This is a genomic window from Pseudomonas sp. N2-3-1-14, assembly GCF_041228395.1.
GTDB lineage: Bacteria > Pseudomonadota > Gammaproteobacteria > Pseudomonadales > Pseudomonadaceae > Aquipseudomonas.
Map to the genome: position 1 here is coordinate 1,738,824 of NZ_CP166199.1, position 26,484 is coordinate 1,765,307.

Consider the following 26,484-nt stretch of genomic DNA (forward strand, 5'->3'; position numbering starts at 1 on the left):
CCCGATTGGCAAAAAGCGCAGGCTTTGTCTCAGTTTTCACCTTCTTATGGCGGTCACTCAAGTGAAAAATGTCAGCAACAAGATCAATGACAACTCTTTCACCTCATCCGTTCGGGTGAGCCTTGCGGACCCTAAAAATAATGAAAACGCTGAAAACCCAAGTCGCCATTATCGGCGCCGGTCCCTCCGGACTGTTGCTCGGTCAACTGTTGCACAACGCGGGTATCCAGACCCTGGTGCTAGAGCGCCAGCGGGCCGATTACGTGCAAGGCCGCATCCGTGCCGGGGTGCTGGAGCAAGGCATGGTCGACCTGCTGCGCGAAGCCGGTGTCAGCCAGCGCATGGACGCCGAAGGCCTGGTGCATGACGGTTTCGAGCTGGCGCTCAATGGCCAGCTCAGCCATATCGACCTCAAGGGCTTGACCGGCGGCCGGTCGGTGATGATCTACGGCCAGACCGAAGTGACCCGCGACCTGATGCAAGCGCGTGAAGCCGCCGGCGCCCTCACGCTGTACGAAGCGCACAACGTGCAGCCCCATGACCTTAAAAGTGATCGACCGTGGCTGACCTTCGAGCATCAGGGCGAAGCCTTTCGTGTGGAGTGCGACTACATTGCCGGCTGTGATGGTTTTCATGGCGTGGCGCGCCAGTCCATTCCGGCTGATTCGTTAAAGGTTTTCGAGCGCGTCTACCCCTTTGGTTGGCTGGGCGTCCTTGCCGACACGCCACCGGTGCATGCCGAACTGGTCTACGCCAAGCACCCGCGCGGCTTTGCGCTGTGCAGCATGCGTTCGCCGACCCGCAGCCGTTATTACCTGCAAGTGCCGGCTGAAACGGCGCTGGATGAATGGTCGGATGAGCGTTTCTGGGATGAGCTGAAAACCCGCCTGCCCAGCGCCCTGGCCGCACAGTTGGTGACCGGGCCGTCGATCGAGAAAAGCATCGCGCCGCTGCGCAGCTTTGTGGTGGAACCGATGCAATACGGGCGCCTGTTCCTGCTCGGGGATGCGGCGCATATCGTGCCGCCGACCGGGGCCAAGGGGCTGAACCTGGCGGCCAGTGACGTGAATACGCTGTTTCGCATCCTGCTCAAGGTGTATCGCGAGGGGCGCGTGGACTTATTGCCGCAGTACTCGGCGATCTGCCTGCGCCGGGTGTGGAAGGCCGAGCGGTTTTCCTGGTGGATGACCTCCATGCTGCACCAGTTTGCGGACGCGGATGGCTTCAGCCAGCGCATCGCCGAGAGTGAGCTGGCGTATTTCGTCGATTCGCAGGCCGGGCGCACAACCATTGCAGAAAATTACGTCGGGCTTGCTTACGAAGCTATCGAGTAGCCTGCTATCGTATCGAGCATTCCCGCGGGCCCTTTCTGCCCGTGGGCCTTGCTCGAAGGTTCTGCCGTGACCAACCTCAATCAGCCCACCCAACCCGTTCCCGCCGTGCGCAGTGTGCTCGCCGCCTTGATGATGGCGATCTTCCTCGGCGCACTGGACCAGACCATCGTCGCCGTGTCCATGCCGGCCATCTCCGCGCAGTTCCATGACGTCAACCTGCTGGCCTGGGTAATCTCCGGCTACATGGTGGCGATGACGGTGGCGGTGCCGATTTACGGCAAGCTCGGTGACTTGTACGGGCGTCGCCCGATGATGCTGATCGGCATGGGCGTGTTCACGCTGGCGTCGCTGTTTTGCGCCATGGCGCAAAACATGGAGCAACTGGTGCTGGCGCGCATTCTGCAGGGCATCGGCGCCGGCGGGATGATCTCGGTGAGCCAGGCGATCATTGGTGACATCATTCCACCGCGCGAGCGCGGGCGTTATCAGGGTTATTTCAGCAGCATGTACGCGGTGGCCAGCGTGGCCGGGCCGGTGCTGGGCGGGTACATGACCGAGTATCTGTCCTGGCGTTGGGTGTTTCTGATCAACCTGCCGCTGGGCGCTGGCGCCTGGTATGTGGCGCATCGCACCCTGGTCGGGTTGCCGGTGCCGCAGCGCAAGCCGATCATCGATTATGTCGGCACCTTGCTGATGATCATCGGCCTCACGGCCTTGCTGCTGGGCATCACCGAAATCGGCCAGGGCCATCATTGGCGCGACCAGCAAGTGCTTGGGCTGCTGGTGTGTGCGGGGGTGGCGCTGACGGTGTTTGTCTGGCATGAACGCCGCGCGCGCGAGCCTTTGCTGCCGATGCACCTGTTTGCCAATCGCAGCGCCGTGTTGTGCTGGTGCACGATTTTTTTCACCAGTTTTCAGGCGATTTCCCTGACGGTGTTGATGCCGCTGCGGTATCAGACGGTGACCGGTTCGGGGGCGGACAGCGCGGCGCTGCACCTGCTGCCGCTGGCCTTCGGCCTGCCGGTGGGGGCTTATTTTGCCGGGCGCATGACCTCGGTGACCGGGCGCTATAAGCCAATGATTCTGACCGGCGCGTTGCTGAGCCCGTTCGCGATTCTGGGCATGGCCTACAGTGCGCCGCAGGCGGTCGGGATGACGGCGATGTTCATGTTGCTGTGTGGGATTGCGGCGGGGATGCAGTTCCCGACGTCGCTGGTGGGGACGCAGAATTCGGTCGAGCAGCGCGATATTGGCGTGGCGACCAGCACCACCAACCTGTTCCGCTCCCTTGGCGGGGCCGTAGGCGTGGCCTGCATGTCGGCCTTGTTGCTGGCGCTGTTGCAGGATTCGAGCTTTGCGCATTTGGCCAGCGGCGCGCTGGTGGCCGAAGGCAGTTCCGGCAACGTCTTGCTGGACGGCTTGAACGCCGCGCCCGGCCCGGCGCAGGATGCGCTGCGCGGGGAGTTGGCGGTGACGTTCCGGCATTTGCTGATGGTGAGTGCGGCGGTGTCGTTGCTGGGGTTGGCGGCGGCGATTGCGATGCCTAACCGAGTGCTGCGTGGGCGTGAAGACAAGGCCAAGTAACTGACCCGATGATGATCAAACTGTGGGAGCTGGCTTGCCTGCGAAAGCGGTGTATCAGTGCCGGCTATGCAAACTGACCCACCGCTTTCGCAGGCAAGCCAGCTCCCACAGTGGATTGCATTCCAAGCCTGATCAGGGGCTGTAATACCCGACCGCCACCATGAAATGTCCGGTCTTGCGCAAGTAGGCGTGCTTGTTCTCAACCTTGTTGGTCACCGGGTTTTTCCAGCGGTACTTGTACTCACCCTGATCCTGCTCGGCCATCAGCTTCAAAATCGGCTCGCCCACCGGCTTGCCGTCCGGGTCCCTGATCTTGGCAAAATCGGTGTCCACCAGCCGCAGGTTGGTGCCGTGGGCCACATAGCGCCCGGTATTCAGGTCGACCACGAACACGTACAGGTCATCCTGCAGGAAGTCGCCCTGCAACGAATTGATCGCCTTGAGCGTGCCGGCTTCATCCTTGACCAGTGCTTTCACCGCCTTGTCGCGCAAACCGCGAGCCTGCTCTGGCGTGGCGCGTGGCAGGTAATACCCGACGGCCAGAATCCGCTCGCCGATCCGCTGATAAAACACGTGCTTGTGCTCAACCTTGCCGTCGTTCCAGTTCTGCCAGCGATAATCGGCCTGCTGGATGCCTTGGCCTTCGGGCGCCGCCAGCGCTTGTTTGAACGAGGCTTGCAAGTCGGGCCCGAGCAACTCGGACACATCGCGGCCGATCAAGGCCGAGGAGGGCCCGCCGCTGGCCAGCAACACGCCCTGGGTGTCGACCACAAACACATAACGGTCATGGTCGACAAACTCCCCTTGGCGACTGAACGCGGCAAACGCCTTGTCGCCGTTGCTCTGGTAATAGGCCAAGGCCTTGGTCAGCAGCGCCTTGGCGGCCTGGGCGTCCTCCTCCTGAGTGGCCGCGTGCACCTGGCTGCAACACAACAGCAGCAGCCAGGTGATTCGGAGCAGTCCCTTCATTACTCATCCCTCGTTATTGTTTGATGTGAGCACAGCGTAGACGGCTGCGGCTCAGGGCGCCGCCAGCCATTGATTGACGATGGCGTCGTACGCCCCGGTGGCGACGCTCAAGTGCAACCACTGGTCGACATAGCTTTTCCACGCCACGTCATCGCGGGGCAGCAGGAAGGCTTTTTCGCTGTACTGCATCTGCTGCTGCGGGTTGACCGCGCACAGCCCGGGCTTGAGCTTTTGCTGGAAGCGCGCCTCGCTGGCGTCGGTGATCATCACGTCCGCCTTGCCCGCCAGCAACTCGTCGAAGATGGTCACGTTGTCATGCAGGCGGATCTGCGCCTGGCCCAGGTGAGCGCGGGCAAACACTTCGTTGGTGCCGCCGGCCGGCTCGATCACCCGCACCTGCGGCTGGTTGATCTGCTCGACGCTCTGGTAGCGCTGCACATCGGCGCATCGCACCAGCGGGATTTTGCCGTCCACACCCAGTGCCTGGCTGAAGAAGGCCTTTTTCTGGCGCTCCAGCGACACCGAAATACCGCCCACGGCGATGTCACAGCGCTGAGCCAGGAAGTCCGGCATCAGGGTTTTCCAGGTGGTCGGCACCCACGTGATCGTCGCATTCAGGCTTTTGGCCAGCGACTCGGCCATGGCAATGTCGATGCCTTCATAACGGCCATCGGCTCGCAGCGACGTGTAAGGCTTGTAGTCGCCGGTGGTGCAGACGGTGAGCGTGCCGCGCTGCACCACCTCATCGAGGCGCGAGGGCGCGGCATCGGCCAGGGCGGTGGTTGCCAAACCCGCCAATACACACAGGGCCAGGGGAGCTTTCATGCGGTCGAGTCCTTGGGGCAAGATCGGGGCGGCCATTATTTCCAGGAGCGCGCCGAGGTAGCAAGCGGCGCGATTGTTTAGCCAAGCTGCAACCAAACTCCGTCAACCCTGAATTTAAACCCCCTGTGCAGGCGTGTGACGCTGCCGGGCATCTACCTCACTGTGAATCCCGCATGGACGGTTCCCCCGACACTCATCCCGCGACATTGTCTGGCGCTTTAGTGCCCAGCTGTACCGCGGTTGTCGAGGCCCTTCCTTCCGAACTGGCCTTCTGGGCCTTGTTCCACTGCCGACACGCGCGCCCACCGGATACCGCTCTCCTACGTTGATCTTTCCCATAAACCCAGCGCCCCTGCGCGCGGTGCCTATGTTCCTGCCTGACGCAAACGTATGAGACTTGCCATGAGTGATTTCGCCTGCCTGCACGAAGCCCGATCTTTCCTTGAACAGCACCCGGACATCGAGATGTTCGAGCTGTTTATCCTCGACAACAACGGCGTGCCGCGCGGCAAATGGCTGCACCGCGATGAGCTGCTGGCGGTGTACGAAAGTGGCCGGCCGTTGCCCAGCACCATCCTCGGCCTGACGATTAATGGCGATGACGTGGAAAACTCCGGGCTGGTGTGGGAGGTCGGGGATATCGACTGCCGCGCCTACCCAATCAGCGCGAGCTTGCAGCGCATGCCGTGGCGCCTGATTCCCACGGCCGCCGTGCAAGTGAGCATGCACCCCAACGAGGGCATGCCCGCCACCGTGGCCGACCCGCGGCATTTGCTCGCCAAGGTCATCGACGGGCTGAAAGCCGACGGTTACTACCCGGTGATGGCGGCCGAGCTGGAGTTTTACCTGCTCGACCAGACACCCGACAGCAATGGCCGCCCACAACCGGCGCGGGATGTGGACGGCAATCGCCCGCGCTCGACCCAGGTGTACGGCCTGCGCGAGCTGGAGCAGATCGAGCCGTTCCTCGCCGATCTTTATAGTGCGTGCAAACTGCAAGGCATCCCGGCGCGCACGGCAATCTCCGAATACGCCCCGGGCCAGGTCGAAATCACCCTGGAACATCGCGCCGATGCTTTGCAGGCCATGGACGAAGCCGTGCGCTACAAGCGCCTGGTCAAGGGCGTGGCGCATAAACACGGGATGACCGCCTGCTTCATGGCCAAGCCGTTCGACGACCTCGCGGGCACCGGCATGCACATGCACGTCAGCCTGGCGGATGCCCACGGCAATAACCTGTTCGCCAGTGAGGCTGCCGACGGCACGCCGCTGCTGCGTCAGGCCGTGGGTGGCATGCTCAGCACCTTGCTCGATTCATTGCTGATGTTCTGCCCCAACGCCAACTCCTATCGCCGCTTCCAGACCAACAGCTATGCACCGCTGGCCGCCACCTGGGGCGTGGACAACCGCACCGTGAGCCTGCGTGTGCCCGGCGGGCCGGCCAATTCCCGACACATCGAGCACCGCATCTGCGGCGCTGACGCCAACCCTTACCTGGCGGCCGCCGCAATCCTGGCGGGTATCCATCGCGGCATCCGCGAGCAACGCGATCCCGGCGCCCCGGTGGAAGGCAATGGCTATGCGCAAGCCAAACAATTGCTGCCCACCGACTGGCTCACCACCTTGCGTGCGCTTGAAGGGTCAAGCTGGGCGCGGGATGCGTTCGGCAGTGAGTTCCTGGGTGTGTACCTGGCGGTCAAGCGTGCCGAATATCGGCAGTTTATGGGCGAGGTAGGCGAGCAGGACTGGCGCTGGTATCTGCACCAGGCGTAATCCACTGTGGGAGCCGGGCTTGCCCGCGATAGCGGTGTGTCAGCCAGTGATGGGTTGCCTGGCCCACCGCCATCGTAGCCTCGCTAAAGCTCGACAACTCCCACAATGGATCTTGGGTGTTTGGTGGCCGTGACGGCTTCGACCTTTTTTTCACGTTGCAGTGGGTAAGCTGCGGTTCAAGGTCGTTCACTACCGTTCCACACACATGAGCCCGTGATGCCGTCACAACCACCTTCCGCCATCGAAATTGAATTCACCGAGCGCTGTGACCGTGAGCATGCCAGGGTCTGCGGCGACACACGCCCGCCGCGCCTGCGCCAGCGCGTGGCGGCGTGGCGCGATGAGCGGTTGGTGCGCCAGGCATTGAAAGTGGCCGGCGAGCCGGGGCTGATCCTCGACCTGGCTTGCGGTTCCGGCCGGTTCTGGCCGGTGTTGGCAGAACACATCAACCGCGTGATTCTGGCCTCTGACAATTCCCAGGCGATGCTCGACCATGCGCGCACTCATCACCCGGCAGCACTGCTCAAGCGCGTCAAAACATTCCAGGGGTCGGCGTTTTCCATCGGCTTGTCGGCCAATGCGGTGGACTGCATTTTCTGCATGGAACTGTTTCGCCATGTACCCAGCAGTGAAGGGCGTTTGGCGCTGCTGCGCGAGTTCCATCGGGTCAGCCGCGACACCGTGATCGTTTCTGTGAACGCACACACACCTGTCGAGGGCGAGTTTCGCCAAGCCGGTTTCAAAATACTCAACCATCAGGAATTCCTGCCGGGCTCCAAGCTGTGGCGGGTTTACGTACTGCGTAAGAGAAGCTAACTCCCGTCCGTCGGACTATTCTTCCTGTCTTGTCGGAGTTTTCATGAAGGCGTGTGCACTGCGGATGCTCGCAAGCGTCTTTCGCGATATATACTGCGCGCCATTCTTCAAGGGAGAGCCGTGTGGCCATCGATATTCACTGGATCTGCGACAACGATAGCCTCGGCCAGCATTGCGCCGAATGGCAGCAGTTGCCATTCGTCGCCCTCGACACCGAATTCATGCGGGTCGATACCTTTTATCCCATTGCCGGGCTGATCCAGATCGGCGATGGCGTACGCGCTTACCTGATCGACCCTCTGACCATCGACAATTGGCAACCCTTGGCCGCCTTGCTGGAAAACCCGGCGGTGATCAAGGTGGTGCACGCCTGCAGCGAAGACCTGGAAGTGTTGCTGCGCCTGACCGGCAGCCTGCCGGTGCCGTTGTTCGACACCCAATTGGCGGCGGCTTACCTGAACCTCGGTTTCTCCATGGGCTATTCGCGCCTGGTGCAGGCCGTGCTGGATATCGAGTTGCCCAAGGGCGAAACCCGCTCGGACTGGCTGCAGCGGCCGTTGTCCGAGACCCAAGTGAGCTACGCCGCCGAAGACGCGGTGCACTTGGCCGAGGTCTACATCCGCCTGCGTCCGCAGCTCTCAGACGACAAATACGCCTGGGTGCTGGAAGACGGCGCCGAGTTGGTTGCCAACCTGCGCCGCGAAGTCGACCCGTACGAGGTGTACCGCGACGCCAAGCTGGCGTGGAAGCTGTCCCGCGCCCAGCTCGCCGTGCTGCGTGAACTGTGCGCCTGGCGCGAGCAGCAGGCCCGTGCCCGCGACCTGCCGCGCAACCGCATTATCCGCGAGCACTCGTTGTGGCCCCTGGCCAAATCCCAGCCGGACAACCTTGCCGCGCTGGGCAAAATCGAAGACATGCACCCGCGCACCGTACGTCAGGACGGTCAGTTTTTGCTGGACCTGATCAAGCGCGCCGGCAGCGTGCCCATGGACCAGTGGCCGCCGGCGGTTGCCGAGCCGCTGCCGGTGGACGCCGCCACGCTGATCAAGCATCTGCGGGCCTTGGGCCAGGCCGAAGCCGAACGCCTGAACATGGCGCCGGAACTGATGCTGCGCAAGAAAACCCTCGAAGCCCTGGTCAAAAGTGGCTACCCCGATGGGCCTTATAAATTGCCAGACTCGCTGCGTGGCTGGCGCCGCGAGTTGATGGGCCAGGCGCTGCTCGACAGCCTGGCCACTGCCGGAGAACAGCCTTGAAACGTATTTGCTCCATCTACCGCAGCTTGAAAAAAGACGGGATGTACCTCTACGTGCTCAAAAGCGACGCGTTGGAGCGTGTGCCCGAACCGTTGATGGCGGCCTTCGGCAAGGCCCATCTTGCGTTCGAGATGATCCTGACGCCGGAGCGCAAGCTGTCCCGCGAGGACATCAGCGTGGTCCTGGAAAACCTCGACAAGCAGGGCTACCACCTGCAAATGCCACCGGCCGAGGATGAGTACATCGAACACTTGCCCGAAGAGCTGCTGCGCCGCAACGACCCGATGTGATCGGTCAGTGCCCCAACCCGGGCACCTTCTTCAATGCAAACGTATTCGTTGGCGGTGGCCGTAAGGATGCGGGCGGCCGTCTGCAGTGTTTTTGAAAGGTTTGAACCATGCGTGTTCTGATTGCTGAACAGGATTACCCGCTCTACGCCAAGCTGCTGAGCGAAGCGGCACCGGACCTTGAGGTGCTGACCAGCGGCGACTCGGCCGAACTGTCGCGCCTGGCCGCCGATTGCCCGGTATGGCTTGGCCAGCCGGATCTGCTCGCCACCCTGTTGCGCCAAGGCCACCAGCCGCAATGGCTGCAATCGACCTGGGCGGGCATCACGCCGCTGCTGGCCGATGGCTTGCCACGCGACTATCGCCTGACCCGTGCGGTGGGCATTTTTGGCCAGGTCATGGCCGAGTTTGTGCTCACCTACATGCTCGGCCACGAGCGCGAAGTGCTCGCGCGGCTGGTCAGCCAGGTTGAGCGCAAGTGGGACAACCGCATGGGCCAGAGCCTGGCCGGGCGCAAGGCGTTGATCGTCGGCACCGGCGATATCGGCCAGAGCGTTGCCGATTTTCTGCTGCCGTTTGGCGTCAAGCTCTACGGCATCGCCAGCACCGCGCGTGAGCAGGCGCCGTTTATCGAAGTGGCCGGGCTGGATCAACTGGGCCGTCTGGTGGGCGAGGTGGACTACGTGATCAACCTGCTGCCCAACACGCCAAACACGCACGATTTGTACGATGCGGCGTTGTTCAAGCAATTCAAACCGACCGGCTTGTTTATCAACGTTGGCCGCGGCGTGGCCGTGGTTGATGCTGACCTTGTCGAGGCGCTGAAAGAAGGGCACCTGGCCGGCGCGGTGATCGACGTGTGCCGCCAGGAACCGCTGCCGCAACGCCATCCGTTCTGGACCGCGTGGGGGCTGCTGCTGACCGGGCACAGCTCGGCGCCAACCTCGCCGGGCATGATGGTGGAGTTGTTTGTGCAGAACCTGCGGGCGTATCAAGCCAAGCAGGCGTTACGCGCAGAAGTGAGCTTCGAACGCGGTTACTGATGTGGGAGCGGGCAAGCCCGCTCCCACAGGGGATATCAGCAAGGCTTACAGGCTGAAGTCGCCTTCGGACACCAGCTCGCTCAACGGCTTGCGTGGGCTGGGCGCTTCACGGCCCTGCAGGTACTCCGGCAGGCTCGACTTGTCGCCCAGCTTGCCCACGGCCACCGCCGCGTGCAGCGCGTAGCCTTCAGGAATCTTCAGTTCTTTGCGAGTCAGTTCCTGATCGAAACCGGCCATGCCGTGGGTGTGCCAGCCGCTCAGGCTGGCTTGCAACGCCAGGTGGCCCCAGGCCGAACCGGTGTCGAAGGTGTGCCACAGCGCCGGGGTTTCTTCGCTGGCGCCGGGGGCGGTGAAGTCGGTTTTTGACGCGATGATCACCAAGGCCGACGCATGCTGCGCCCAGGTACGGTTGAATTCATTCAGCAGGCCCAGGAAGCGTTCCCAATCCGGCGTGTCACGGCGCGCGTAGAGAAAACGCCAAGGTTGCGAGTTGTAGGCCGATGGCGCCCAGCGCGCGGCCTCGAAAAAGCTCAGCAGGGTGTCTTTCGGGATGCTCTCGCCGGTAAAGGCGCGAGGCGACCAGCGTTCGGTAAATTGGGTGTGGATCGGGTAGTCGGCAACGCGTGTCATGGGCAGTTCCTGAGGTGCGATTCGGCGTTCAAAGCTACTGCGCGCCCACTGCACTGACAAGTGTTGTTACACCGCCAGTCGCAAGCGCTTGGCCCCAGAGGCCTTGGGCACTAGACTGGCGGCCTTTTCACCGACCGATACTGATGTAGAGCCATGGCCGCTAAAGTCGAACCTTTCTGGATACGCAAAACCCTTGAACACCTCGACCAGGAGGAGTGGGAGTCGTTGTGCGACGGCTGTGGCCTGTGCTGCCTGCAAAAGCTTGAGGACGAGGAGGACAACAGCGTTTATTACACGCGCATTGCCTGCAAACTGCTCGACCTGAACACCTGCCAGTGCACCGATTACCCCAACCGCCGCGCTTCGGTGCCCGACTGCATCCAGCTCACGCCGGGCCAGGCCGACCAGTTCAAGTGGTTGCCGCCAACCTGCGGCTATCGCCTGGTCAGCGAGCGCAAGGACCTGCCGCTGTGGCACCACCTGGTCTGCGGCGACCGCGATGCAGTGCACCACGAACGCATATCCCAGTCCGGTCGCATGCTCGCCGAAGGCAGCGTGCCCGAAGACGACTGGGAGGATTACCTGATCTTCCGCGCAGGCTGAAAAAGGAGTGTGTATGACGGTGGCAACCAAGCTGGCGGCTTCTTTTGTGTTGCTGGCGCTGAGCCTGCCCGCGTGGTGCGCGAAGAAAGTCGACCTCGACTATCACGTCAAACTGTTGCCCCAGAGTGATCAAGCCGAGGTGCGTGTGAGCCTGTCCCAAGGCTCGGCGGTGCGCAGCCTGAACTTCGACCTGGGCCGCGACGGTGATTACAGCGACTTCAAGGCCGATGGCCAGTGGACGGTCACCGGCAACCGGGGCCTGTGGCAACCCAGCGCCGACAAGGCCAGCCTGAGCTACCGGGTACGCCTGACTCACGCGCGCAAACCTGGCGTGTATGAAGCGCGGATGACGCCGAGTTGGGCGTTGTTCCGAGGCGAAGACCTGGTGCCGGCTGCACGGCTCGACCAGCAGGACGGCGTCGAGCTGGTCTCGCGCCTGGCGTTCGAGTTGCCGGCAGGCTGGAAAAGCGTCGAAACCGCCTGGCCGCGCATCGGCAAGTACAAATTCCGCATCGACAACGTTTCCCGCCTGTTTGATCGGCCTACTGGCTGGATGCTCGCCGGCACCCTCGGCAGCCGTCGTGTGCGCCTGGGCGAAACCGAGGTCACCGTGGCCTCGCCCAAAGGCCAGGCCATGCGCCGCATGGACGTGCTGACGCTGCTGACCTTCGTCTGGCCTCAAGTGGAGGCCGCGTTTCCGCGTCACCCGGCCAAGCTGCTGGTGGTGGGCGCCAGCGACCCGATGCGCCGTGGCGTGTTTGCGTCACGCGACTCGGTCTACCTCAACAGCCGCACGCCGCTGGTCAGCGAGAACGGCAGCAGCGCGTTGATCCGTGAGGTGGTGCAGGCGATCGGGCGCTTCAACGATCACGACACCAGTGACTGGATCAGCGAAGGGCTTGGCGAGTATTACGCCATCGAGCTGCTACGCCGCGCGGGCGGGATCACCGATGAGCGGTATGCCGCGATTCAGGCGCGCTTGAGCAAAGAGGGCAAGGACGTGACCACGTTGCGTGGCGAGCACGTCAACGGCGCGACCGTCGCGCGGGCGGTGGTGGTGTTGCAGGAGCTGGACCGCGAGATTCGCGTGAAGACCCACAACAAGCGCTCGCTGGATGACCTTGCACAGGCGGTGATGCGCGCGAACAGCATTACGACGGCGGAGTTTGTGCAGTTGGCCGACAGTGTGATCGGCGAGTCGTCGGTGGTGTTGGATAGCAAATTATTGCGCTGAGCTTAGGCCATACACAAAGCCAAAATGTGGGAGCGGGCTTGCCTGCGAATACGGTGTGTCAGCCAAATACTTGGCGACTGATTCACCGCTTTCGCGAGCAAGCCCGCTCCCACAATTAGCTCTCCAATAGGTTGGAGAGGGGCGTCAGCCGGTGGTTTTGGTGGCTTTTTCAGCGGCGACTTCGGCTTTGGTCTTCAGGTTTTTCAGCTCTTCGCCCGCGCGCTCGATTTTGGTACGCACGCTGTTCATTTCCTGGCGGCCCTGTTCCAGCTTGTCTTTGAGCGAGCTGCGCCCGGTCACGCCGCGCACCAGCGCCACGCCACCAATCGCCACCTGGATGAGCCCGAAGATCCCGCCACGGCGCAGGCCTTTGCCAACCATCATCACGCCACCGGCCACCGAGCCAATGCGCTCCCAGCCGTGCACGTTTTGAGGCGGTTGGGTTTCAAATGGCGTGTGTTCGATGATAGGTCGCAGGATTTTGCTGTCGCTCATGATCTGTCTCCAACAAGGCAAGTGATATGTAGCTGACTGCCTGCAGGCGCCGGATGTTCCCAAAAAATCAGTACTTGGGGCCCGAGCGGGTGTTGTTGCCCTTGGCCATGCGATCGTAGAGCACCACGTTGACAGTGGCGGCGAGGTTCATGCAGCCGGTGGTCGGGATGTACACCACGTCTTCACACCAGTCGCGAATCTCCTTGTCCAGCGAGCCGTCTTCGGGGCCGAAGATGTACAACGCGCGATCAGGATGGGTGTATTCGGGCAGCGGGCGGGCGCCTTCGACCAGCTCCACGGCGACCGGGATACAACCCAGCGGCAGGATTTTTTTCAGGTCGTCGATGCCGATCAGCGGAATGTCGTGATGGACCTTCTTGGTGTCGGTGATGAAATCCCGGGCGCGCTCGTAACGCACGCCGGTGTAGAACACCGAGGCCACGCCGTAGCAGCCGGCGGCACGCATCACCGAACCGACGTTTTCGGGGGATTTGGGGTTATACAGACCGATGCAGCTGTAGCGTTTATTGCCCACGGGGAAGGGTGCCTTGGAGAAAAACGGCGATTATACGGGGAATGCTCGGGCTGCGGTCGGTCGCCAATTGTGTGTCGTTACAGCTGCCGCCTTCGCGAGCAAGCCCGCTCCCACATTCGACCGCATTTCAAAGCATGTACGCGGACAAATGTGGGAGCGGGCTTGCCCGCGAAAAGGCCGTAACAGGCAACGACGAACCTCAGTCGTCTTTTTTCATCAGCCCGGCCAACGCCGCAAACGGGTTGTGCGTGGCCTTGGCAATCGTCGGGCTGCTGGTGGAGCCTTCGCCGAAGTACTGCTGGTCGGTGTAGCGCGAGTGCTCGTTGTCGTGGCAATACAGGCACAGCAACTCCCAGTTGGAACCGTCCTGGGGGTTGTCATCATGGTTGTGGTTGCGGTGGTGCACGGTCAGTTCGCTCAAGCGCTTGCCGGCAAATTCACGCGCGCAGCGGCCACACACGTGCGGGTACATCTTCAAGGCTTTGTCGCGATAGCCCATTTCCCGGTCACGCTGGGCATCGGCGAGGATGCGGTCCAGCTTGGCGGTGTGGGAGGGCGGGTTGGTCGAGCTCATCATGGCTCCTGGCTATTTGGGGGTTCACGGATAGCGTTGATTCTAGCCGCTTGCGGGGTAAATGACTGCTGGCTTTTTCAGCTGCGGTACAGCCTTGCAGTGGCAATCGTTTGTAGTATCGGCTCACTTCATTCTCAAGGATCTGACACCAATGCGTTTATACACATGGACCGCAGCACTGCTACTCAGCGTCCTGGCGGCCCAAGCCCAGGCATTCTCCACGCCCAAGCCTGGCCAGATCATCGAGGTGGCCCTTGAACAATTGCACCCGACCCAGGCCGTCGTGGGCTTTGACCAGATTTACTACAGCCTGGGCCTGTTTGCCGACAAGCCGGCCAAGGTCTTCGACGAATACTGCGAAACCAACGGCCAGGGCGCGGCCGACAAAGTGCCCAAAAAGGCCGACCTGCACCAACCTGCCAGCTTCAGTTGCAAGGACCCGGTGGGCACGCATCCCGATGACATGAAAACAGTCGTGGTCGGCCCTGGTGGCCAGTTGTACCTGACCGACGGTCACCACAGCTTCACCACCTTGTGGGAAGTCCAAGGCGGCGGCCCGCAGCTGAACATGTGGGTCAAGGTGACCGATGATTTCAGCAACAGCCCCGACATGGCCACCTTCTGGCAGCGTATGCAAGCAGCGCGCAAGGTCTGGCTCAAGGGCGATCACGGCCAACCGCTGTCACCGCAGCAATTACCGGCGCACCTGGGCTTCAAGAACCTGCAGGACGACACCTTCCGCAGCCTGGTGTATTTCACCCGCAAGGCCGCCTACGGCAAGCCGGACGATGGCGCCGTCGCGCCGGAATTCCTGGAGTTTTACTGGGGCAACTGGCTGCGCACGCAGATCGACCTGAGTGCTTTCAACCTGAACAAGAAGGGCGGTTACAAGGACGCGATTGAAGCCGTTGCCCAGCGCATGGTCAGCCTGGCGCCGGGTTCACAGGTAGGCGATAGCGGCTTCACGGCCCATCAGTTGGGCGGCATGGCCTCGTTGGATCAAGCCGAGTTGAAGAAGACTGTCGAGAAAAAAGTGCCGTATGTGATCGATTACCGCAAATCCCGAAGCTGACTCAGGACAAAAATGTGGGAGCGGGCTTGCTCGCGAAGGCGGTGGTTCAGTGACTGATGCAGTGACTGACACTCCGCTTTCGCGAGCAAGCCCGCTCCCACATTAGATTTGTGGTGTTTTGGGGGATGTTGCTCAGCCCTTGAGTTTTTCGGCAATCCAGATGGTGTGCCGGGTGCCTTTGTTGCCATGGGCAAACACCTGCACTTCCTCAGCCTTGAAACCCGCCTTGCGCAGTTTGTCGCTGAACAGCTTGTCGGCACTGGCCGACCACACGGCCAGTACGCCCTTGGGGCGCAGGGCTTTGGCGCAGGCAGCCAGGCCGCCAGCCGAGTAGAGCCAGCTGTTGGCCTTTTGCGTAAGGCCTTCGGGGCCGTTGTCGACATCCAGCATGATCGCGTCAAAGCCTTGAGGCTCGGCTTGCAGCACCTTGGCCACGTCTTCCATGCGGATCACGGTGCGTGGGTCGAGCAGCGGGCGGCCGGACTTTTCACCCAGGGGCCCACGGTTCCATTCCACGACGCCGGGCACCAATTCGGCGACCACCACTTCGGCCGTCTTGCCCAGATGTTTGAGCGCCGACGCCAGGGTAAAGCCCATGCCCAGACCGCCGATCAACACCCGCGAACCCGGGCGCCCGGCGACTTTGCGGCAGGGAATTTCCGCCAGCGCGTCTTCGGAGCCGTGCATGCGCGTATTCATCAGCTGGCCGCCGTCACCGCCCTGGATCTTGATGACAAAATCCTCGCCGTATTCGAACAGGCACAAGGCACCGCCGTTATCGGGGATGGGAGTGGTGTCGAGCAGAACGAAACGTTTCATTGAAATCTCATTGGGAAGGGCATTCTTGCGCGGTTGGGAGTAGCCTTACGACATTCCGGTCAGGCCATGGAGCCATCGATGAAGTGCAGCATTCTAACGGTCATTGTGCTTGGCGCGCTCACATTGGGTGCGGCCCAGGCTCAGGAGGTGCAAACCGTTCCGGTCGCACCCGCGCCAACGCCCGGTGCGCCGGGTACGCCGACACCGACGTTGTACCCGCAAGTCACACCGCCTGTGGCGCCCAAAGCCACCGCCAACGGTTCACCCGCGCTGGTGCCGATTGTGTTGCCAACGCCGCCCAAGGACCAGAGCGTCCCTGGCCTGCTGCAAAATGACAGCAAGCCGAAGACGCCCGGCGGTTAAAACGGTTGCGAGAGCAATTGCCCGTCGGCCATGCGCAGGCGTTTGGACAAGGCGATCGCAATCGCGCGGATGATCTTGGCCGCGATCCTGGGCGCTTCGTTGAGCATTTTTTCCAGGGAATCCTTGCCCAGGTTCAGCAGCACGCAATCACTGGCCGCCAGGCAACTGGCAGAGCGCCGCTCGCCATCGAGCACCGCCATTTCGCCAAACGCCCGCCCACTGCGCAGGGTAGCGATGGTCAGGCGCTGGCCTTCATGGTTGGTTTTCTGCACGGCCACCTGGCCGCTGTGGATGATGCACATGAACGTGCCGGCATCGCCCTCAACGAAGATCACTTCACCCTGGGCAATGCTGCTGATGTTGAAGTAGCCGGCGGCGACGTGAAAATCTTCCGGCAGCAAAGGGTCGAACAGGCCGCAGTCCATGAGCATGTCGCGGATTTCATTGTTCAATAAAGTTGGTTGAGGCATAGCTGCAATCTTGGTCCATCAATCAAGTAGGCGGTCTGTGTGTTCAGACAGGACCGCCGTCCTAAGTTCCTTAAATCAAGCCCAGCGCCTTGAACACAAATGCGTATTCGAGCGCTACATCACGTAATCCCTGATAACGCCCGCTCATGCCACCATGGCCGGCGCCCAGTTCGGTCTTGAGCAGCAGCAGGTTGTCGTCCGTTTTGGTGTCGCGCAGCTTGGCCACCCACTTGGCTGCCTCCCAATACTGCACGCGGCTGTCGTTGTAGCCGGCGATCACCAGCAGGGCCGGGTAGGCTTGGGCGCTGACGTTCTCGTACGGCGCGTAGGCCTTGATGCGCTCGTACACCTCTGGTTCTTCAGGGTTGCCCCACTCGTCATATTCGGTGATGGTCAGCGGCAGCTCCGGGTCGAGCATGGTGTTGAGCACATCGACGAACGGCACTTCGGCAATCGCCGCCTGGAACAGCTCCGGGCGTTGATTGAGCACCGCGCCGATCAACAGGCCGCCGGCACTGCCGCCGCTGATGGCCAGTTGTTTGGAGGTGGTCAGGCCCTCGGCGATCAAGTGCTCGGCGCAGGCGATAAAGTCGCTGAAGGTGTTCTGCTTGTGTGCCTGCTTGCCGTTGCGGTACCAGGCTTCACCCAGTTCGCCACCGCCGCGTACGTGCGCGATGGCAAACGCCACGCCACGGTCCAGCAGGCTCAGGCGCGCGTGCGAGAACCAGGGGTCAAGGCTGTGGCCGTAGGCGCCGTAGCCGTAGAGGTACAGCGGCACCGGTTTGCCCAGCTGGTCGCGTTTGACCACCAGGCTGATCGGCACCTGGGTGCCATCGGCAGACGTGGCCCACAGGCGTTGGCTGACGTAGTCATCGGCGTTGAACACGCCGAGTACCGGCGTTTCCTTGAGCACAGCTTGCGCGCCGGTCGCCAATTCCAGCTGGCGCACCTGGGCCGGACGGTTCAGCGCTTCATAGCGCAGACGGATTTTGTCGCTCGGGAATTCCAGGCTGTTTTGCACATAAAGGCTGTAGGCGGCGTCGGGCAATTCGACGCGATAGGCCGGCACGTTCTGAGGGTGCACTTCGATCACTGGCAGGCCGCCGATACGCAGGCTCAAGGTCATCGCGCTGGCATTGAGGCTCACGCCGTCGAGCATCACTTCGTCGCTGTGCGGGATCAGGTTTTGCCATTGATCTTCGGTGGGCACGCTGCCGGTGTCGGCGGCGACGAACAGCGCGTAGTTGATACCGTCGCGGTTGCTGCGAATAAACCAGGTCCACTCGCCGTTGCGCTGGCCGTGGTCGACATCGTATTCGTGGTCTTCGACCCGTGGCGCCAGGCAAGTGAAGTCGAGGTGCGGCTGGTTGGCGTCCAGCGCCCAGATTTCACTGGTGGTCTTGCTGCCCAGGGCCAGCAGCAACTGGCGCTCGGAACTGGAGCGGTAGCAATGCAGGAAGAAACGTCCGTCAGGCTCGTGGAACACTTCCTGCGCCGCCGTGCCATCCAGGCGGTAGCGATACAGTTTGTGTGGGCGATGGGTGTCGTCCAGTTCGCCGAAGAACAGGGTCAGGCTGTCATTGGCCCAGGTCATGCTGCCGTCGCAGTCCTGAAACTCCAGTTCGCTGACTTTGCCGTTAGCCAACTCCTTCACGTACAGGGTGTAAATCTCTTCACCGCTGGTGTCCAGGCTGTAGGCCAGGCGCTGGTGGTCGGGGCTGATGCTGAACGCACCCAGCGAGAAAAAGCCGCCGTTGGCGAGTACGTTGGGGTCGAGCAGCAATTCTTCGCTGCTGTCGTCCACTGTGTTGCTGTCATCTGCCGGGCGGCGGCAGCGGTAGTGGCGGGCGTATTCGTCACCAGCGGTGGTGCGCGTGTAATACAGGTAAGGGCCCCACGGCGAGGGCAGGGACAGGTCGGTTTCGAGAATGCGGCCCTTGATCTCGTCGAACAGGGTGTCGCGCAGCGCCTGCTGATCGGCGAGTTGCGCCTCCTGCCAGGCGTTTTCGGCTTTGAGGTAATCGAGGACTTCAGCCGTGTCACGCGCTTGCAGCCAGGCGTACGGGTCCTGGCCTTCGGCCTTGCGGGCAATCGGGGCGGCAGTGATGTGGGTCGATGAAGGCATGGATCGCTCTCTGTCTGGCGGATGGTGGCAGGCATTGCAGCCGAGACACGCAAAAGCCGTTATCATAGCCGCCTGTTTGCCTACCTTGCCATGGACACCATGACCGAGAACGACTATCTGACCGCTTGGGGCCTTTACGCCTTCGCCGCTTTGGGCTGCCTGTTGGTGTGGTGGCGCATGACCCGCTGGATCTGGCGCTGGCTGCGCGAGCCGCTGCAGTTGCTGATGGCGGTGCTGCTGTTCAGCCCGACCATCGTCGATCCGGTCAAGACCCAGTTCGCGCCGGCTGTGGCGATCACGGCCCTGGACCTGGTGCTGCATGTCGGCAATAACGCCTGGCGGGCTATTTCCGATCTGTTCATGTACACGATGATCGCGTTTGGCGTGTATATCGTGTTTGTGCTGATCCGCTGGCCCATCGAGCGCGCTGCCAACGCCCGGCGTGAGCGCAAGGCCGCTGTCGACGCCGCCCTGGCTGCCGAGACGGTTGACGAGGACGACGAGCCGTTCAGTCGCCCGGCGCCTGCCAGCGGAATGCGCGTCGAACCGCGCCTTTGACGTCGTCCGCCCTGCAGCGAGAGCCCTGGCATGTGTGAATTATTGGGCATGAGTGCCAACGTCCCCACCGACATCGTGTTCAGCTTTACCGGGCTGATGCAGCGGGGCGGGCGTACCGGCCCCCACCGCGACGGTTGGGGCATCGCGTTCTATGAAGGCCGTGGCCTGCGCCTGTTTCAGGACCCGGCCGCCAGCAGTGAGTCGGAAGTCGCGCTGCTGGTGCAGCGTTATCCGATCAAAAGTGAAGTGGTGATTGGCCATATCCGCCAGGCCAACGTGGGCAAGGTGAGCCTGGCCAATACCCACCCGTTCGTGCGCGAGCTGTGGGGCCGCAACTGGTGTTTTGCCCATAACGGCCAGCTGGCGGACTTCAACCCGCGTGCCACCTTCTACCGGCCGGTGGGCGATACCGACAGCGAAGCAGCGTTCTGCGACCTGCTCAACCGTGTGCGCGAAGCCTTCCCCGAGCCGGTGGACATCGAACAAGTGCTGCCGGACCTGATTGCCGCCTGCGCCGAATACCGCAGCAAAGGCGTGTTCAACTGCCTGCTCAGCGACGGTGACTGGCTGTTTTGCTACTGCTCGACCAAGCTGGCGCAGATTACCCGGCGCGCACCGTTTGGCCCGGCGCGCTTGAAAGATGTCGACGTGATCGTCGATTTTCAGGCCGAAACCACGCCAAATGACGTGGTCACCGTGATCGCCACCGAGCCGTTGACCGACAACGAAAACTGGACCCGCTACGAACCGGGCCAATGGAGCCTGTGGCGACGCGGTGAATGCGTCAGCCAGGGCATTACCGAGTAAGGATATCGACCATGCTGCTCAGTTATCTGCGGTTGGTGCTGTTTGCCATTGGCTTGTTGGTCGGTGTGCAGGTGCCGGGTTTCATCAACGACTACGCCAAGCGCGTCGAGGCCCACCTGATCGAGGCCCAGACCGGCCTCAGCGGGTTTGAAAGCACTGCACGGCAGTTCTTCAACGGTGATTTGCAGGCATTGGTGGCGCATTACCGCGCCAGTGATGATCCGGTGTTCCAGAGCGACGCCAACAGCCTGGGCACCCTGCTTGATCGCCAGGTGGCGTTGGACAAGCAATTCCAGGCCATGCAAGGCCCGTGGTACATCCGCGCCCTGCAGGTGGCGGTGGCGGCGGACCCGGCGATTCGCCTGGAAACCTGGAATGGCTACAGCTATCAGATCCTGCTGACGCCGGAGGCGATGGGCTGGGGCCTGGGCGGGGCGATGCTGTTGTCGTTCGGCATTGAATGCCTGTTCCGCTTGATCGACTGGGTGGTGTTGGGCGGCAAGCGCCTGCGCCAGAGCCGGCCGATTGAAGAGCGAGACCTGAAGGGGCTCTAAAACTCAGCTTGGTCAACTGTGGGAGCTGGCTTGCCTGCGATAGCGGTGGGTCAGCTTGCCCATCTGCCACGGATACACCGCTATCGCAGGCAAGCCAGCTCCCACAGGTTTAATCCGGTTTCGTCAGAACCATATTCGCTTCGCCGACCTCTTCGGCATAGCGGGCCACCACCTTCTGGCACAGCCCGACAATCTCCTCCACCAACTCCACGCCCACCCGCCACGACACCACCACCTGCAAATTCGGCAGCTTCTGCCCCATCGGCAGCATCACCAACTCCCCGCGCGCCAGTTCCTCGCTGACCAGCACCGGCGGCAGTGCGCCGATGCCGAAGCCATCGCGCAGCAGGCGGGTAATCGCCGACACCGAATTCACACAGTTCATGCGCGGCGCGGCGACGCCGCTGGCCTGCATCAGGCTCAGCACGTCCTGGTGTGGGTGGGAGTTTTTCGAGTAGGTGATGATGCGTTCCTGGGCCAGTTCGGCGAGGGAGGCGTAGTCGCGGTTGTAGAGGGAATGGCTGGCGACGATCCAGGCCATCGGGTGGCTGGCCAGTTCCAGGCTGCGCACGGTTTCCAGGCGCAGCAGGTCGGTTTGCAGGATCAGGTCGAGGAAGCCTTTTTGCAGCTGATCGCTGAGGTTCAATGCGGTATCGGCGACCAATTCGATTTCCACCAACGGAAAGTGGCCCATCAATTCGGCCACCAAGGGGCTGAGCCAGGTGTGAATCACCGTGTCCATCGCGCCGATGCGAATCCGCCCGACCTTGCTGCTGGTGGTTTCCAGTGACTGCTTCAAGCCCTGCATGGTCACCATCATCAGCTCGGCGTAATCGAGCACCTTCAAGCCTTCCGGGGTCAGGCTCACGCCGCGTGAGTCGCGTAGAAACAGCTTCACACCCAACTCGCTCTCGAGCACGGCAATGCGGCTGGAAATCGAGGCCTGGGTGGTGAACAACTTCTCGGCGGTCAGGCGAAAGCTCTTGAGCTTGGCCACCCAGACGAAGGTTTCGAGGAACTTCAAATTCATGGGATCAACTTTTCTTATGCATGGATCGGTTTTTATTAGTTGGACGCCGCACCGGGCAAACGCCAAAAATCGAGCTATTCCACGATAAGCGTCGTTGGGGTGTGAGGACAAGTTGCCAGTTCTGTACGAAAAATCCCACACTACAAAAAATACAACGCCTGAAAAACAACGCCTGGAGGAGCACCCACCGTGAGCCGTCTGCTATTGAATTGCGACATCGGCGAAAGCTTTGGCAACTGGACCATGGGTCTGGACGCCGAGGTCATGCCGTTCATTGATTGTGCCAACGTGGCGTGTGGCTTTCATGCCGGCGACCCGAGCATCATGCGCAAGACTGTCAGCCTGGCCTTCAAGCACGGCGTGCAAGTGGGGGCGCACCCGGCGTACCAGGACCTGCAAGGCTTCGGCCGCCGCTCCATGGCCTACACACCGCAGGAAATCCAGGACCTGCTGCACTACCAGATCGGCGCCCTCGACGGCATCTGCCGTGCGCAAGGCGGGCGGGTCAGCTACGTCAAACCCCATGGCGCGATGTACAACGACATGATGGCCAACCCTGCGCAATTGCGCGCAGTGATCCAGGCCGTGGCCGCTTATGGCGACCTGCCGCTGATGCTGCTGGCCACCCGCGACAACAGCGCCGCCCAGGCCTTGGGCGATGAGTACGGGGTGACCTTGTGGTTCGAGGCCTTTGCCGACCGCGCTTACGACCCCAAGGGGCATCTGGTCTCGCGCCAGTTGCCGGGTGCCGTGCACCATGACTCCGAAACCATCGTGCAGCAGGCCCTGACGATTTCCCGTGGCGACGCCCTGACCGCCAGCGATGGCAGCGCCTTGGTGTTGCAGGCCAACACCTTGTGTGTGCACGGCGACAACGCCAGTTCGGTGGCCGCCGTGAAGCGTATCCGCGAGGCGCTGAAGTCAGCATGAAGCCACGCATTGAAGTGGTGGCGATCGATTGCCTGATGGTGCGTCTGTTTGATGCCATTGCCGAAGCCAACATGCCGTGGATGCTTGCTGCCACTCAACGCCTGCGCGAAGGTTTTGGCCCAGCGTTGGTGGACCTGGTGCCGTCCTACACCACGCTGATGGTGCATTACGATCTCACCGCGTTGAGCCCGGCGCAGGCCAGGGAGTTGATCGGCCAGGCGCTGACCGACCTGCAGCCTCAGGCCCACGGCAGCGGCCAGTGTCACGTGTTGCCAGTGTGGTACGACCTGAGTGTCGGCCCGGAACTGAGCTTGCTCAGCCAGCGCAGCGGTTTGTCGGTTGAGGACGTGATCCGCCGCCACAGTGCCCATGAATACCAGGTGTTCGCCCTCGGCTTTGCCCCCGGTTTTGCGTTTATGGGGTTGGTGGACGAAATCCTCGCGACGCCGCGCCTGAATACCCCGCGAAAGCGCGTGGCGGCTGGCAGCGTCGGCATCGCCGAGCGGCAAACCGCCGCGTACCCGGTGGTCTCGCCCGGTGGCTGGAACCTGATCGGTCGCACTCCGGCCAAGCTGTTCGACCGCGAACGTGACGGTTACAGCCTTATGCAGCCCGGCGATACGGTGCGTTTCGAGGCGGTCGGTCACGCCGAATTTATCAACCTGGGTGGCGATGACACGCCGTTGGAGGCGCAGGCATGAGCCGCTTGTTGATCGAGGCCAGCACGCCGCTGTGCCTGTTGCAGGATGCCGGCCGCTTTGGCGTGCGGCACCTGGGCGTGACCCAGGGTGGCGCGCTGGACTGGGTGTCGATGTCCTGGGCCAACTGGCTGCTGGGCAACGCGCTGGATGCGCCGGTGGTGGAAATCACCTTGGGCGGGTTCACCGTGCAGGCCGAGGCGTATTGCTTGCTGGCATTGGCCGGCGCGGATCTGGGCGCGTACATCGATGAGCGTGCGATCAGCCCGGGACGCAGCTTTATCCTGCAAAAGGGCCAGCGTTTGCGCTTTACCCAGCCGTTCAATGGCGCGCGGGCGTACCTGGCGGCGCCAAGCGGGTTTGATGCGCCGCAGGTGCTGGGCAGTTGCGCCACGGTGGTGCGAGAGGAATTGGGCGGGCTTGACGGTTTCGGCAAGGCATTGGTCGAAGGCGGGCGGTTGATGTATTCCGGAACGGGCGGTGCGATGAAGGTGTTGGGTAGCGCGGATTTGCAACCCGCTGCACCACTGGAAGTGATAGTCGGCGCACAAATCGGTCAATTCAGCGGCCAGAGTTTGTTCGATGCCTTTAATACCGAATGGGCGCTGGACAGCCGCGCCGACCGCATGGGCATGCGTCTGCTGGGCACGCCGTTGCAGTATCAGGGGCCGTCGTTGATCTCCGAAGGGATTCCGTTGGGGGCCATCCAGGTGCCGCCGGATGGGCAGCCGATTGTGTTGCTCAATGATCGGCAGACCATTGGCGGCTACCCGCGTTTAGGCGCGTTGACGCCCTTGGCGCTGGCGCGGCTGGCGCAGTGTTTGCCGGGGGAGAAGGTGCGCTTGGCGCCGGTGGTGCAGGAGACAGCGCATCGCCAGCATGTGGACTTTTTGCAGCGCTTCAGCGAAGGCTAACAATGTAGGAGGAGGCTTGCCCCCGATGGCGGTCTTTGAGTGCCAGTTGCATTGACTGAGGCGCTGCTATCGGGGGCAAGCCCCCTCCCACATTGGATTTATGGTGCATGTGAGTTACTTGGAGAGAAAACGCATCCCTTCTTCCAGGCCCCGCAGCGTCAGCGGATACATCTGATCTTCCACCAACTCCTGCACAATCCCCGTCGACGCCGTATACCCCCACGTGTCTTTCGGGTACGGGTTAATCCAGATCAGCTTCTTGTACTTGGCCATGAAGCGCTGCATCCACACGTACCCAGGCTCCTCATTCCAGTGCTCGACGCTGCCGCCGGCCTGGGTGATTTCATACGGCGCCATCGACGCATCGCCGATAAAAATCACTTTGTAATCGGCGCCGTATTTATGCAGCAAGTCCTGGGTGGAGGTGCGTTCGGAGGTGCGGCGCTGGTTGTTCTTCCACACCGACTCGTACACGAAGTTATGGAAGTAGAAGTACTCCAGGTGCTTGAACTCGGTCTTGCACGCGGAGAACAGCTCTTCGCAGATCTTCACGTGGGCGTCCATTGAGCCGCCGATGTCGAACAGCAACAGCAGTTTGATGGTGTTGCGCCGCTCCGGACGCATCTGGATATTCAGCAGCCCGGCATCGCGGGCGGTGTGGTCGATGGTGCCGTCGATGTCCAGCTCTTCGGCCGCACCCTGGCGCGCGAACTTGCGCAGGCGGCGCAGGGCGATCTTGATGTTGCGCGTGCCCAGCTCCACCTGATCGTCGAGGTTCTTGTACTCGCGCTGGTCCCAGACTTTTACCGCCTTGCCCTGGCGCTTGCCGGCGTCACCCACACGGATGCCTTCCGGGTTGTAGCCGCCGGAGCCGAACGGGCTGGTGCCGCCGGTGCCGATCCACTTGTTGCCGCCGGCATGGCGCTCTTTCTGTTCTTCCAGGCGTTTCTTGAATTCTTCGATGAGCTTGTCCAGGCCACCGAGGGACTGGATCTGCGCACGCTCTTCATCGCTCAACGAACGTTCGAATTCCTTGCGCAGCCACTCTTCGGGAATCAGCGCCTGCAGGTGGTCGTCGAGCTTTTCCAGGCCGTTGAAATAGGCACCGAACGCGCGGTCGAACTTGTCGAAATGCCGTTCGTCCTTGACCAGAATCGCCCTGGCCAAGTAGTAAAACTCGTCCATGTCGGCGAAGACCACGCGCTGTTTCAGCGCGTTGATCAGGTCGAGCAGCTCGCGCACCGAAACCGGCACCTTGGCGGCGCGCATCTCATTGAACAGGTTGAGCAACATTATCGATTACCGCGACGGCTCATGAAGGCCAGACGTTCCAGCAACTGCACGTCTTGCTCGTTTTTCACCAGGGCACCGGCCAACGGCGGAATGGCTTTGGTGGGGTCACGTTCGCGCAACACGGCTTCGCCGATGTTGTCGGCCATCAGCAGCTTGAGCCAGTCGACCAATTCGGAGGTGGACGGCTTTTTCTTCAGGCCTGGCACCTTGCGCACGTCGAAGAACACGTCCAGCGCTTCGCTGACCAGGTCTTTCTTGATGTCGGGGTAGTGCACATCGACGATCTTTTGCAGGGTGGAGCGGTCGGGAAAGGCGATGTAATGGAAGAAGCAGCGGCGCAGGAACGCGTCCGGCAGCTCTTTCTCGTTGTTGGAGGTAATGATGATGATCGGGCGTTTCTTGGCCTTGATGGTCTCGTCGATTTCGTAGACGTAGAACTCCATCTTGTCGAGTTCTTGCAGCAAGTCGTTGGGGAACTCGATGTCGGCCTTGTCGATTTCATCGATCAGCAGAATCACCCGCTCCTCGGACTCGAAGGCTTCCCAGAGCTTGCCCTTCTTCAGGTAGTTGCGCACATCGTGGACCTTGTCCACGCCCAGTTGCGAGTCGCGCAGGCGGCTGACCGCGTCGTACTCGTAGAGGCCCTGATGCGCCTTGGTGGTGGATTTGATGTGCCAGGTGATCAGCTTGGCGCCAAAGGATTCGGCCAGTTGCTCGGCAAGCATGGTCTTGCCGGTGCCGGGCTCGCCCTTGACCAGCAACGGCCGCTCCAGGGTGATGGCGGCGTTGACGGCCAGTTTCAGGTCATCGGTAGCCACATAGGCCTGGGTGCCTTCGAACTTCATCGGTCATTCCTCGAATTCATCAATGCCCGGACTATACCGCGCGGCCCC

29 protein-coding genes are annotated in these 26,484 nt (G+C 61.9%); 17 read left to right on the forward strand and 12 right to left on the reverse strand.

What is annotated here, in order from left to right; all coding sequences use genetic code 11:
- The first annotated feature begins 140 nt into the window (after positions 1 to 140).
- On the forward strand, positions 141 to 1,334 hold the full coding sequence (gene pobA, locus AB5I78_RS08050; protein WP_145162967.1) for a 4-hydroxybenzoate 3-monooxygenase: 1,194 nt from the start codon (positions 141 to 143) through the stop codon (positions 1,332 to 1,334).
- A gap of 66 nt (positions 1,335 to 1,400) precedes the next feature.
- The gene (locus tag AB5I78_RS08055) at positions 1,401 to 2,918 is read left to right on the forward strand and encodes an MDR family MFS transporter (protein ID WP_369300658.1); all 1,518 of its coding nucleotides are present in this window, start codon (positions 1,401 to 1,403) and stop codon (positions 2,916 to 2,918) included.
- 132 nt (positions 2,919 to 3,050) lie between these two features.
- Here AB5I78_RS08055 and AB5I78_RS08060 read toward each other — a convergent pair whose 3' ends face one another.
- On the reverse strand, positions 3,051 to 3,887 hold the full coding sequence (locus AB5I78_RS08060; protein ID WP_369300656.1) for a cache domain-containing protein: 837 nt from the start codon (positions 3,885 to 3,887) through the stop codon (positions 3,051 to 3,053).
- 51 nt (positions 3,888 to 3,938) lie between these two features.
- Entirely contained in the window at positions 3,939 to 4,712 is a 774-nt protein-coding gene (locus AB5I78_RS08065; RefSeq protein ID WP_145162973.1) for a transporter substrate-binding domain-containing protein, read from the reverse strand.
- 402 nt (positions 4,713 to 5,114) lie between these two features.
- Here AB5I78_RS08065 and AB5I78_RS08070 point away from each other — a divergent pair, with 402 nt between their 5' ends.
- The 5 genes from AB5I78_RS08070 (at position 5,115) to AB5I78_RS08090 (ending at position 9,887) form a co-directional block, all read left to right on the forward strand.
- The gene (locus AB5I78_RS08070; protein WP_369300654.1) at positions 5,115 to 6,485 is read left to right on the forward strand and encodes a glutamine synthetase family protein; all 1,371 of its coding nucleotides are present in this window, start codon (positions 5,115 to 5,117) and stop codon (positions 6,483 to 6,485) included.
- A 216-nt stretch (positions 6,486 to 6,701) separates the two neighbouring features.
- Positions 6,702 to 7,301, forward strand: coding sequence for a class I SAM-dependent methyltransferase (locus tag AB5I78_RS08075; protein ID WP_242194006.1), 600 nt, complete (start codon positions 6,702 to 6,704; stop codon positions 7,299 to 7,301).
- A 122-nt stretch (positions 7,302 to 7,423) separates the two neighbouring features.
- Positions 7,424 to 8,557: a ribonuclease D gene (gene rnd / locus AB5I78_RS08080; protein WP_369300652.1), complete on the forward strand. Its 1,134-nt coding sequence runs from the start codon at positions 7,424 to 7,426 to the stop codon at positions 8,555 to 8,557.
- Positions 8,554 to 8,847, forward strand: a complete 294-nt coding sequence (locus AB5I78_RS08085) for a YcgL domain-containing protein (RefSeq protein ID WP_145162981.1) — start codon at positions 8,554 to 8,556, stop codon at positions 8,845 to 8,847. The genes rnd and AB5I78_RS08085 overlap by 4 nt, the downstream gene beginning before the upstream one ends.
- A 107-nt stretch (positions 8,848 to 8,954) precedes the next feature.
- Complete coding sequence (locus AB5I78_RS08090; RefSeq protein ID WP_145162983.1) at positions 8,955 to 9,887, forward strand: D-2-hydroxyacid dehydrogenase; 933 nt, start codon at positions 8,955 to 8,957, stop codon at positions 9,885 to 9,887.
- 45 nt (positions 9,888 to 9,932) lie between these two features.
- Here the strand turns inward: AB5I78_RS08090 and AB5I78_RS08095 are convergent, their stop codons facing one another.
- A complete protein-coding gene (locus AB5I78_RS08095) occupies positions 9,933 to 10,517 on the reverse strand; it encodes a nitroreductase family protein (RefSeq protein WP_242194000.1) in 585 nt (194 codons plus the stop codon).
- A 153-nt stretch (positions 10,518 to 10,670) separates the two neighbouring features.
- Between AB5I78_RS08095 and AB5I78_RS08100 the strand changes: the two genes are divergently transcribed.
- Both AB5I78_RS08100 and AB5I78_RS08105 read left to right on the forward strand, forming a co-directional pair.
- Complete coding sequence (locus AB5I78_RS08100; RefSeq protein ID WP_106576966.1) at positions 10,671 to 11,120, forward strand: YcgN family cysteine cluster protein; 450 nt, start codon at positions 10,671 to 10,673, stop codon at positions 11,118 to 11,120.
- Between the two features lie 13 nt (positions 11,121 to 11,133).
- A complete protein-coding gene (locus tag AB5I78_RS08105; RefSeq protein WP_262206367.1) occupies positions 11,134 to 12,354 on the forward strand; it encodes a hypothetical protein in 1,221 nt (406 codons plus the stop codon).
- Positions 12,355 to 12,498: 144 nt separating this feature from the next.
- On the opposite strand, the gene AB5I78_RS08110 is transcribed toward AB5I78_RS08105, so the two are convergent.
- The 3 genes from AB5I78_RS08110 to AB5I78_RS08120 all read right to left on the reverse strand — a co-directional run bounded on the left by AB5I78_RS08110 (position 12,499) and on the right by AB5I78_RS08120 (position 13,958).
- Positions 12,499 to 12,849, reverse strand: coding sequence for a DUF2892 domain-containing protein (locus AB5I78_RS08110; protein ID WP_119739148.1), 351 nt, complete (start codon positions 12,847 to 12,849; stop codon positions 12,499 to 12,501).
- A gap of 67 nt (positions 12,850 to 12,916) precedes the next feature.
- On the reverse strand, positions 12,917 to 13,384 hold the full coding sequence (locus AB5I78_RS08115; protein ID WP_017526685.1) for an RNA methyltransferase: 468 nt from the start codon (positions 13,382 to 13,384) through the stop codon (positions 12,917 to 12,919).
- Between the two features lie 199 nt (positions 13,385 to 13,583).
- Positions 13,584 to 13,958, reverse strand: a complete 375-nt coding sequence (locus tag AB5I78_RS08120; RefSeq protein WP_003210675.1) for a YajD family HNH nuclease — start codon at positions 13,956 to 13,958, stop codon at positions 13,584 to 13,586.
- 151 nt (positions 13,959 to 14,109) lie between these two features.
- Between AB5I78_RS08120 and AB5I78_RS08125 the strand changes: the two genes are divergently transcribed.
- Positions 14,110 to 15,030 carry a ParB/Srx family N-terminal domain-containing protein gene (locus AB5I78_RS08125; protein WP_369300648.1) on the forward strand — a complete coding sequence of 307 codons (921 nt, stop codon included), beginning with the start codon at positions 14,110 to 14,112 and terminating at the stop codon, positions 15,028 to 15,030.
- A 132-nt stretch (positions 15,031 to 15,162) separates the two neighbouring features.
- Here AB5I78_RS08125 and AB5I78_RS08130 read toward each other — a convergent pair whose 3' ends face one another.
- Complete coding sequence (locus AB5I78_RS08130; protein ID WP_058411058.1) at positions 15,163 to 15,849, reverse strand: spermidine synthase; 687 nt, start codon at positions 15,847 to 15,849, stop codon at positions 15,163 to 15,165.
- A gap of 78 nt (positions 15,850 to 15,927) precedes the next feature.
- Here AB5I78_RS08130 and AB5I78_RS08135 point away from each other — a divergent pair, with 78 nt between their 5' ends.
- Entirely contained in the window at positions 15,928 to 16,212 is a 285-nt protein-coding gene (locus AB5I78_RS08135; RefSeq protein WP_106576962.1) for a hypothetical protein, read from the forward strand.
- Here the strand turns inward: AB5I78_RS08135 and AB5I78_RS08140 are convergent.
- Both AB5I78_RS08140 and AB5I78_RS08145 read right to left on the reverse strand, forming a co-directional pair.
- Positions 16,209 to 16,682: a cyclic nucleotide-binding domain-containing protein gene (locus tag AB5I78_RS08140; RefSeq protein WP_242193987.1), complete on the reverse strand. Its 474-nt coding sequence runs from the start codon at positions 16,680 to 16,682 to the stop codon at positions 16,209 to 16,211. The two genes, AB5I78_RS08135 and AB5I78_RS08140, sit on opposite strands and share 4 nt — an antisense overlap.
- A gap of 70 nt (positions 16,683 to 16,752) precedes the next feature.
- A complete protein-coding gene (locus AB5I78_RS08145; RefSeq protein WP_369300647.1) occupies positions 16,753 to 18,807 on the reverse strand; it encodes a S9 family peptidase in 2,055 nt (684 codons plus the stop codon).
- Positions 18,808 to 18,828: 21 nt separating this feature from the next.
- On the opposite strand from AB5I78_RS08145, the gene AB5I78_RS08150 reads away from it, so the two are divergent.
- Genes AB5I78_RS08150 through AB5I78_RS08160 form a run of 3 tightly spaced genes read left to right on the forward strand, consistent with a single transcriptional unit; the run spans position 18,829 to position 20,726 of the window.
- Complete coding sequence (locus AB5I78_RS08150; protein ID WP_145162999.1) at positions 18,829 to 19,365, forward strand: MFS transporter; 537 nt, start codon at positions 18,829 to 18,831, stop codon at positions 19,363 to 19,365.
- A 30-nt stretch (positions 19,366 to 19,395) separates the two neighbouring features.
- A complete protein-coding gene (locus tag AB5I78_RS08155; protein ID WP_064451362.1) occupies positions 19,396 to 20,172 on the forward strand; it encodes a class II glutamine amidotransferase in 777 nt (258 codons plus the stop codon).
- Between the two features lie 11 nt (positions 20,173 to 20,183).
- Positions 20,184 to 20,726 (forward strand): DUF2937 family protein, encoded by a 543-nt coding sequence (locus AB5I78_RS08160; RefSeq protein WP_145163001.1) that lies wholly within the window; start codon positions 20,184 to 20,186, stop codon positions 20,724 to 20,726.
- A gap of 109 nt (positions 20,727 to 20,835) precedes the next feature.
- Here the strand turns inward: AB5I78_RS08160 and AB5I78_RS08165 are convergent, their stop codons facing one another.
- Positions 20,836 to 21,756 carry a LysR family transcriptional regulator gene (locus AB5I78_RS08165; protein WP_369300644.1) on the reverse strand — a complete coding sequence of 307 codons (921 nt, stop codon included), beginning with the start codon at positions 21,754 to 21,756 and terminating at the stop codon, positions 20,836 to 20,838.
- A gap of 189 nt (positions 21,757 to 21,945) precedes the next feature.
- Here AB5I78_RS08165 and AB5I78_RS08170 point away from each other — a divergent pair, with 189 nt between their 5' ends.
- The 3 genes from AB5I78_RS08170 to AB5I78_RS08180 are packed head-to-tail and all read left to right on the forward strand — an operon-like array spanning position 21,946 to position 24,298.
- Positions 21,946 to 22,686, forward strand: a complete 741-nt coding sequence (locus AB5I78_RS08170) for a 5-oxoprolinase subunit PxpA (RefSeq protein ID WP_369300643.1) — start codon at positions 21,946 to 21,948, stop codon at positions 22,684 to 22,686.
- Entirely contained in the window at positions 22,683 to 23,387 is a 705-nt protein-coding gene (gene pxpB, locus AB5I78_RS08175; RefSeq protein ID WP_369300641.1) for a 5-oxoprolinase subunit PxpB, read from the forward strand. The genes AB5I78_RS08170 and pxpB overlap by 4 nt, the downstream gene beginning before the upstream one ends.
- A complete protein-coding gene (locus AB5I78_RS08180) occupies positions 23,384 to 24,298 on the forward strand; it encodes a biotin-dependent carboxyltransferase family protein (protein ID WP_369300639.1) in 915 nt (304 codons plus the stop codon). The genes pxpB and AB5I78_RS08180 overlap by 4 nt, the downstream gene beginning before the upstream one ends.
- Before the next feature lie 114 nt (positions 24,299 to 24,412).
- Here AB5I78_RS08180 and AB5I78_RS08185 read toward each other — a convergent pair whose 3' ends face one another.
- Complete coding sequence (locus AB5I78_RS08185; protein WP_369300638.1) at positions 24,413 to 25,591, reverse strand: VWA domain-containing protein; 1,179 nt, start codon at positions 25,589 to 25,591, stop codon at positions 24,413 to 24,415.
- The gene (locus AB5I78_RS08190; RefSeq protein WP_058411046.1) at positions 25,591 to 26,436 is read right to left on the reverse strand and encodes a MoxR family ATPase; all 846 of its coding nucleotides are present in this window, start codon (positions 26,434 to 26,436) and stop codon (positions 25,591 to 25,593) included. Before AB5I78_RS08190 ends, AB5I78_RS08185 begins: the two co-directional genes overlap by 1 nt.
- Positions 26,437 to 26,484 lie beyond the last annotated feature (48 nt).

Bases quoted from the DNA above. Each gene is read 5' to 3' on its own strand.
- AB5I78_RS08060 (WP_369300656.1), bottom strand. From the start codon at position 3,887: ATGAAGGGACTGCTCCGAATCACCTGGCTGCTGCTGTTGTGTTGCAGC.
- pxpB (WP_369300641.1), top strand. From the start codon at position 22,683: ATGAAGCCACGCATTGAAGTGGTGGCGATCGATTGCCTGATGGTGCGT.
- AB5I78_RS08065 (WP_145162973.1), bottom strand. From the start codon at position 4,712: ATGAAAGCTCCCCTGGCCCTGTGTGTATTGGCGGGTTTGGCAACCACC.
- AB5I78_RS08075 (WP_242194006.1), top strand. From the start codon at position 6,702: ATGCCGTCACAACCACCTTCCGCCATCGAAATTGAATTCACCGAGCGC.
- AB5I78_RS08155 (WP_064451362.1), top strand. From the start codon at position 19,396: ATGTGTGAATTATTGGGCATGAGTGCCAACGTCCCCACCGACATCGTG.
- AB5I78_RS08090 (WP_145162983.1), top strand. From the start codon at position 8,955: ATGCGTGTTCTGATTGCTGAACAGGATTACCCGCTCTACGCCAAGCTG.
- AB5I78_RS08095 (WP_242194000.1), bottom strand. From the start codon at position 10,517: ATGACACGCGTTGCCGACTACCCGATCCACACCCAATTTACCGAACGC.
- AB5I78_RS08145 (WP_369300647.1), bottom strand. From the start codon at position 18,807: ATGCCTTCATCGACCCACATCACTGCCGCCCCGATTGCCCGCAAGGCC.
- AB5I78_RS08165 (WP_369300644.1), bottom strand. From the start codon at position 21,756: ATGAATTTGAAGTTCCTCGAAACCTTCGTCTGGGTGGCCAAGCTCAAG.
- AB5I78_RS08070 (WP_369300654.1), top strand. From the start codon at position 5,115: ATGAGTGATTTCGCCTGCCTGCACGAAGCCCGATCTTTCCTTGAACAG.
- AB5I78_RS08130 (WP_058411058.1), bottom strand. From the start codon at position 15,849: ATGAAACGTTTCGTTCTGCTCGACACCACTCCCATCCCCGATAACGGC.
- AB5I78_RS08105 (WP_262206367.1), top strand. From the start codon at position 11,134: ATGACGGTGGCAACCAAGCTGGCGGCTTCTTTTGTGTTGCTGGCGCTG.
- AB5I78_RS08135 (WP_106576962.1), top strand. From the start codon at position 15,928: ATGAAGTGCAGCATTCTAACGGTCATTGTGCTTGGCGCGCTCACATTG.
- AB5I78_RS08180 (WP_369300639.1), top strand. From the start codon at position 23,384: ATGAGCCGCTTGTTGATCGAGGCCAGCACGCCGCTGTGCCTGTTGCAG.
- AB5I78_RS08120 (WP_003210675.1), bottom strand. From the start codon at position 13,958: ATGAGCTCGACCAACCCGCCCTCCCACACCGCCAAGCTGGACCGCATC.
- AB5I78_RS08100 (WP_106576966.1), top strand. From the start codon at position 10,671: ATGGCCGCTAAAGTCGAACCTTTCTGGATACGCAAAACCCTTGAACAC.
- AB5I78_RS08190 (WP_058411046.1), bottom strand. From the start codon at position 26,436: ATGAAGTTCGAAGGCACCCAGGCCTATGTGGCTACCGATGACCTGAAA.
- AB5I78_RS08150 (WP_145162999.1), top strand. From the start codon at position 18,829: ATGGTGGCAGGCATTGCAGCCGAGACACGCAAAAGCCGTTATCATAGC.
- AB5I78_RS08160 (WP_145163001.1), top strand. From the start codon at position 20,184: ATGCTGCTCAGTTATCTGCGGTTGGTGCTGTTTGCCATTGGCTTGTTG.
- AB5I78_RS08125 (WP_369300648.1), top strand. From the start codon at position 14,110: ATGCGTTTATACACATGGACCGCAGCACTGCTACTCAGCGTCCTGGCG.
- AB5I78_RS08185 (WP_369300638.1), bottom strand. From the start codon at position 25,591: ATGTTGCTCAACCTGTTCAATGAGATGCGCGCCGCCAAGGTGCCGGTT.
- pobA (WP_145162967.1), top strand. From the start codon at position 141: ATGAAAACGCTGAAAACCCAAGTCGCCATTATCGGCGCCGGTCCCTCC.
- AB5I78_RS08140 (WP_242193987.1), bottom strand. From the start codon at position 16,682: ATGCCTCAACCAACTTTATTGAACAATGAAATCCGCGACATGCTCATG.
- AB5I78_RS08110 (WP_119739148.1), bottom strand. From the start codon at position 12,849: ATGAGCGACAGCAAAATCCTGCGACCTATCATCGAACACACGCCATTT.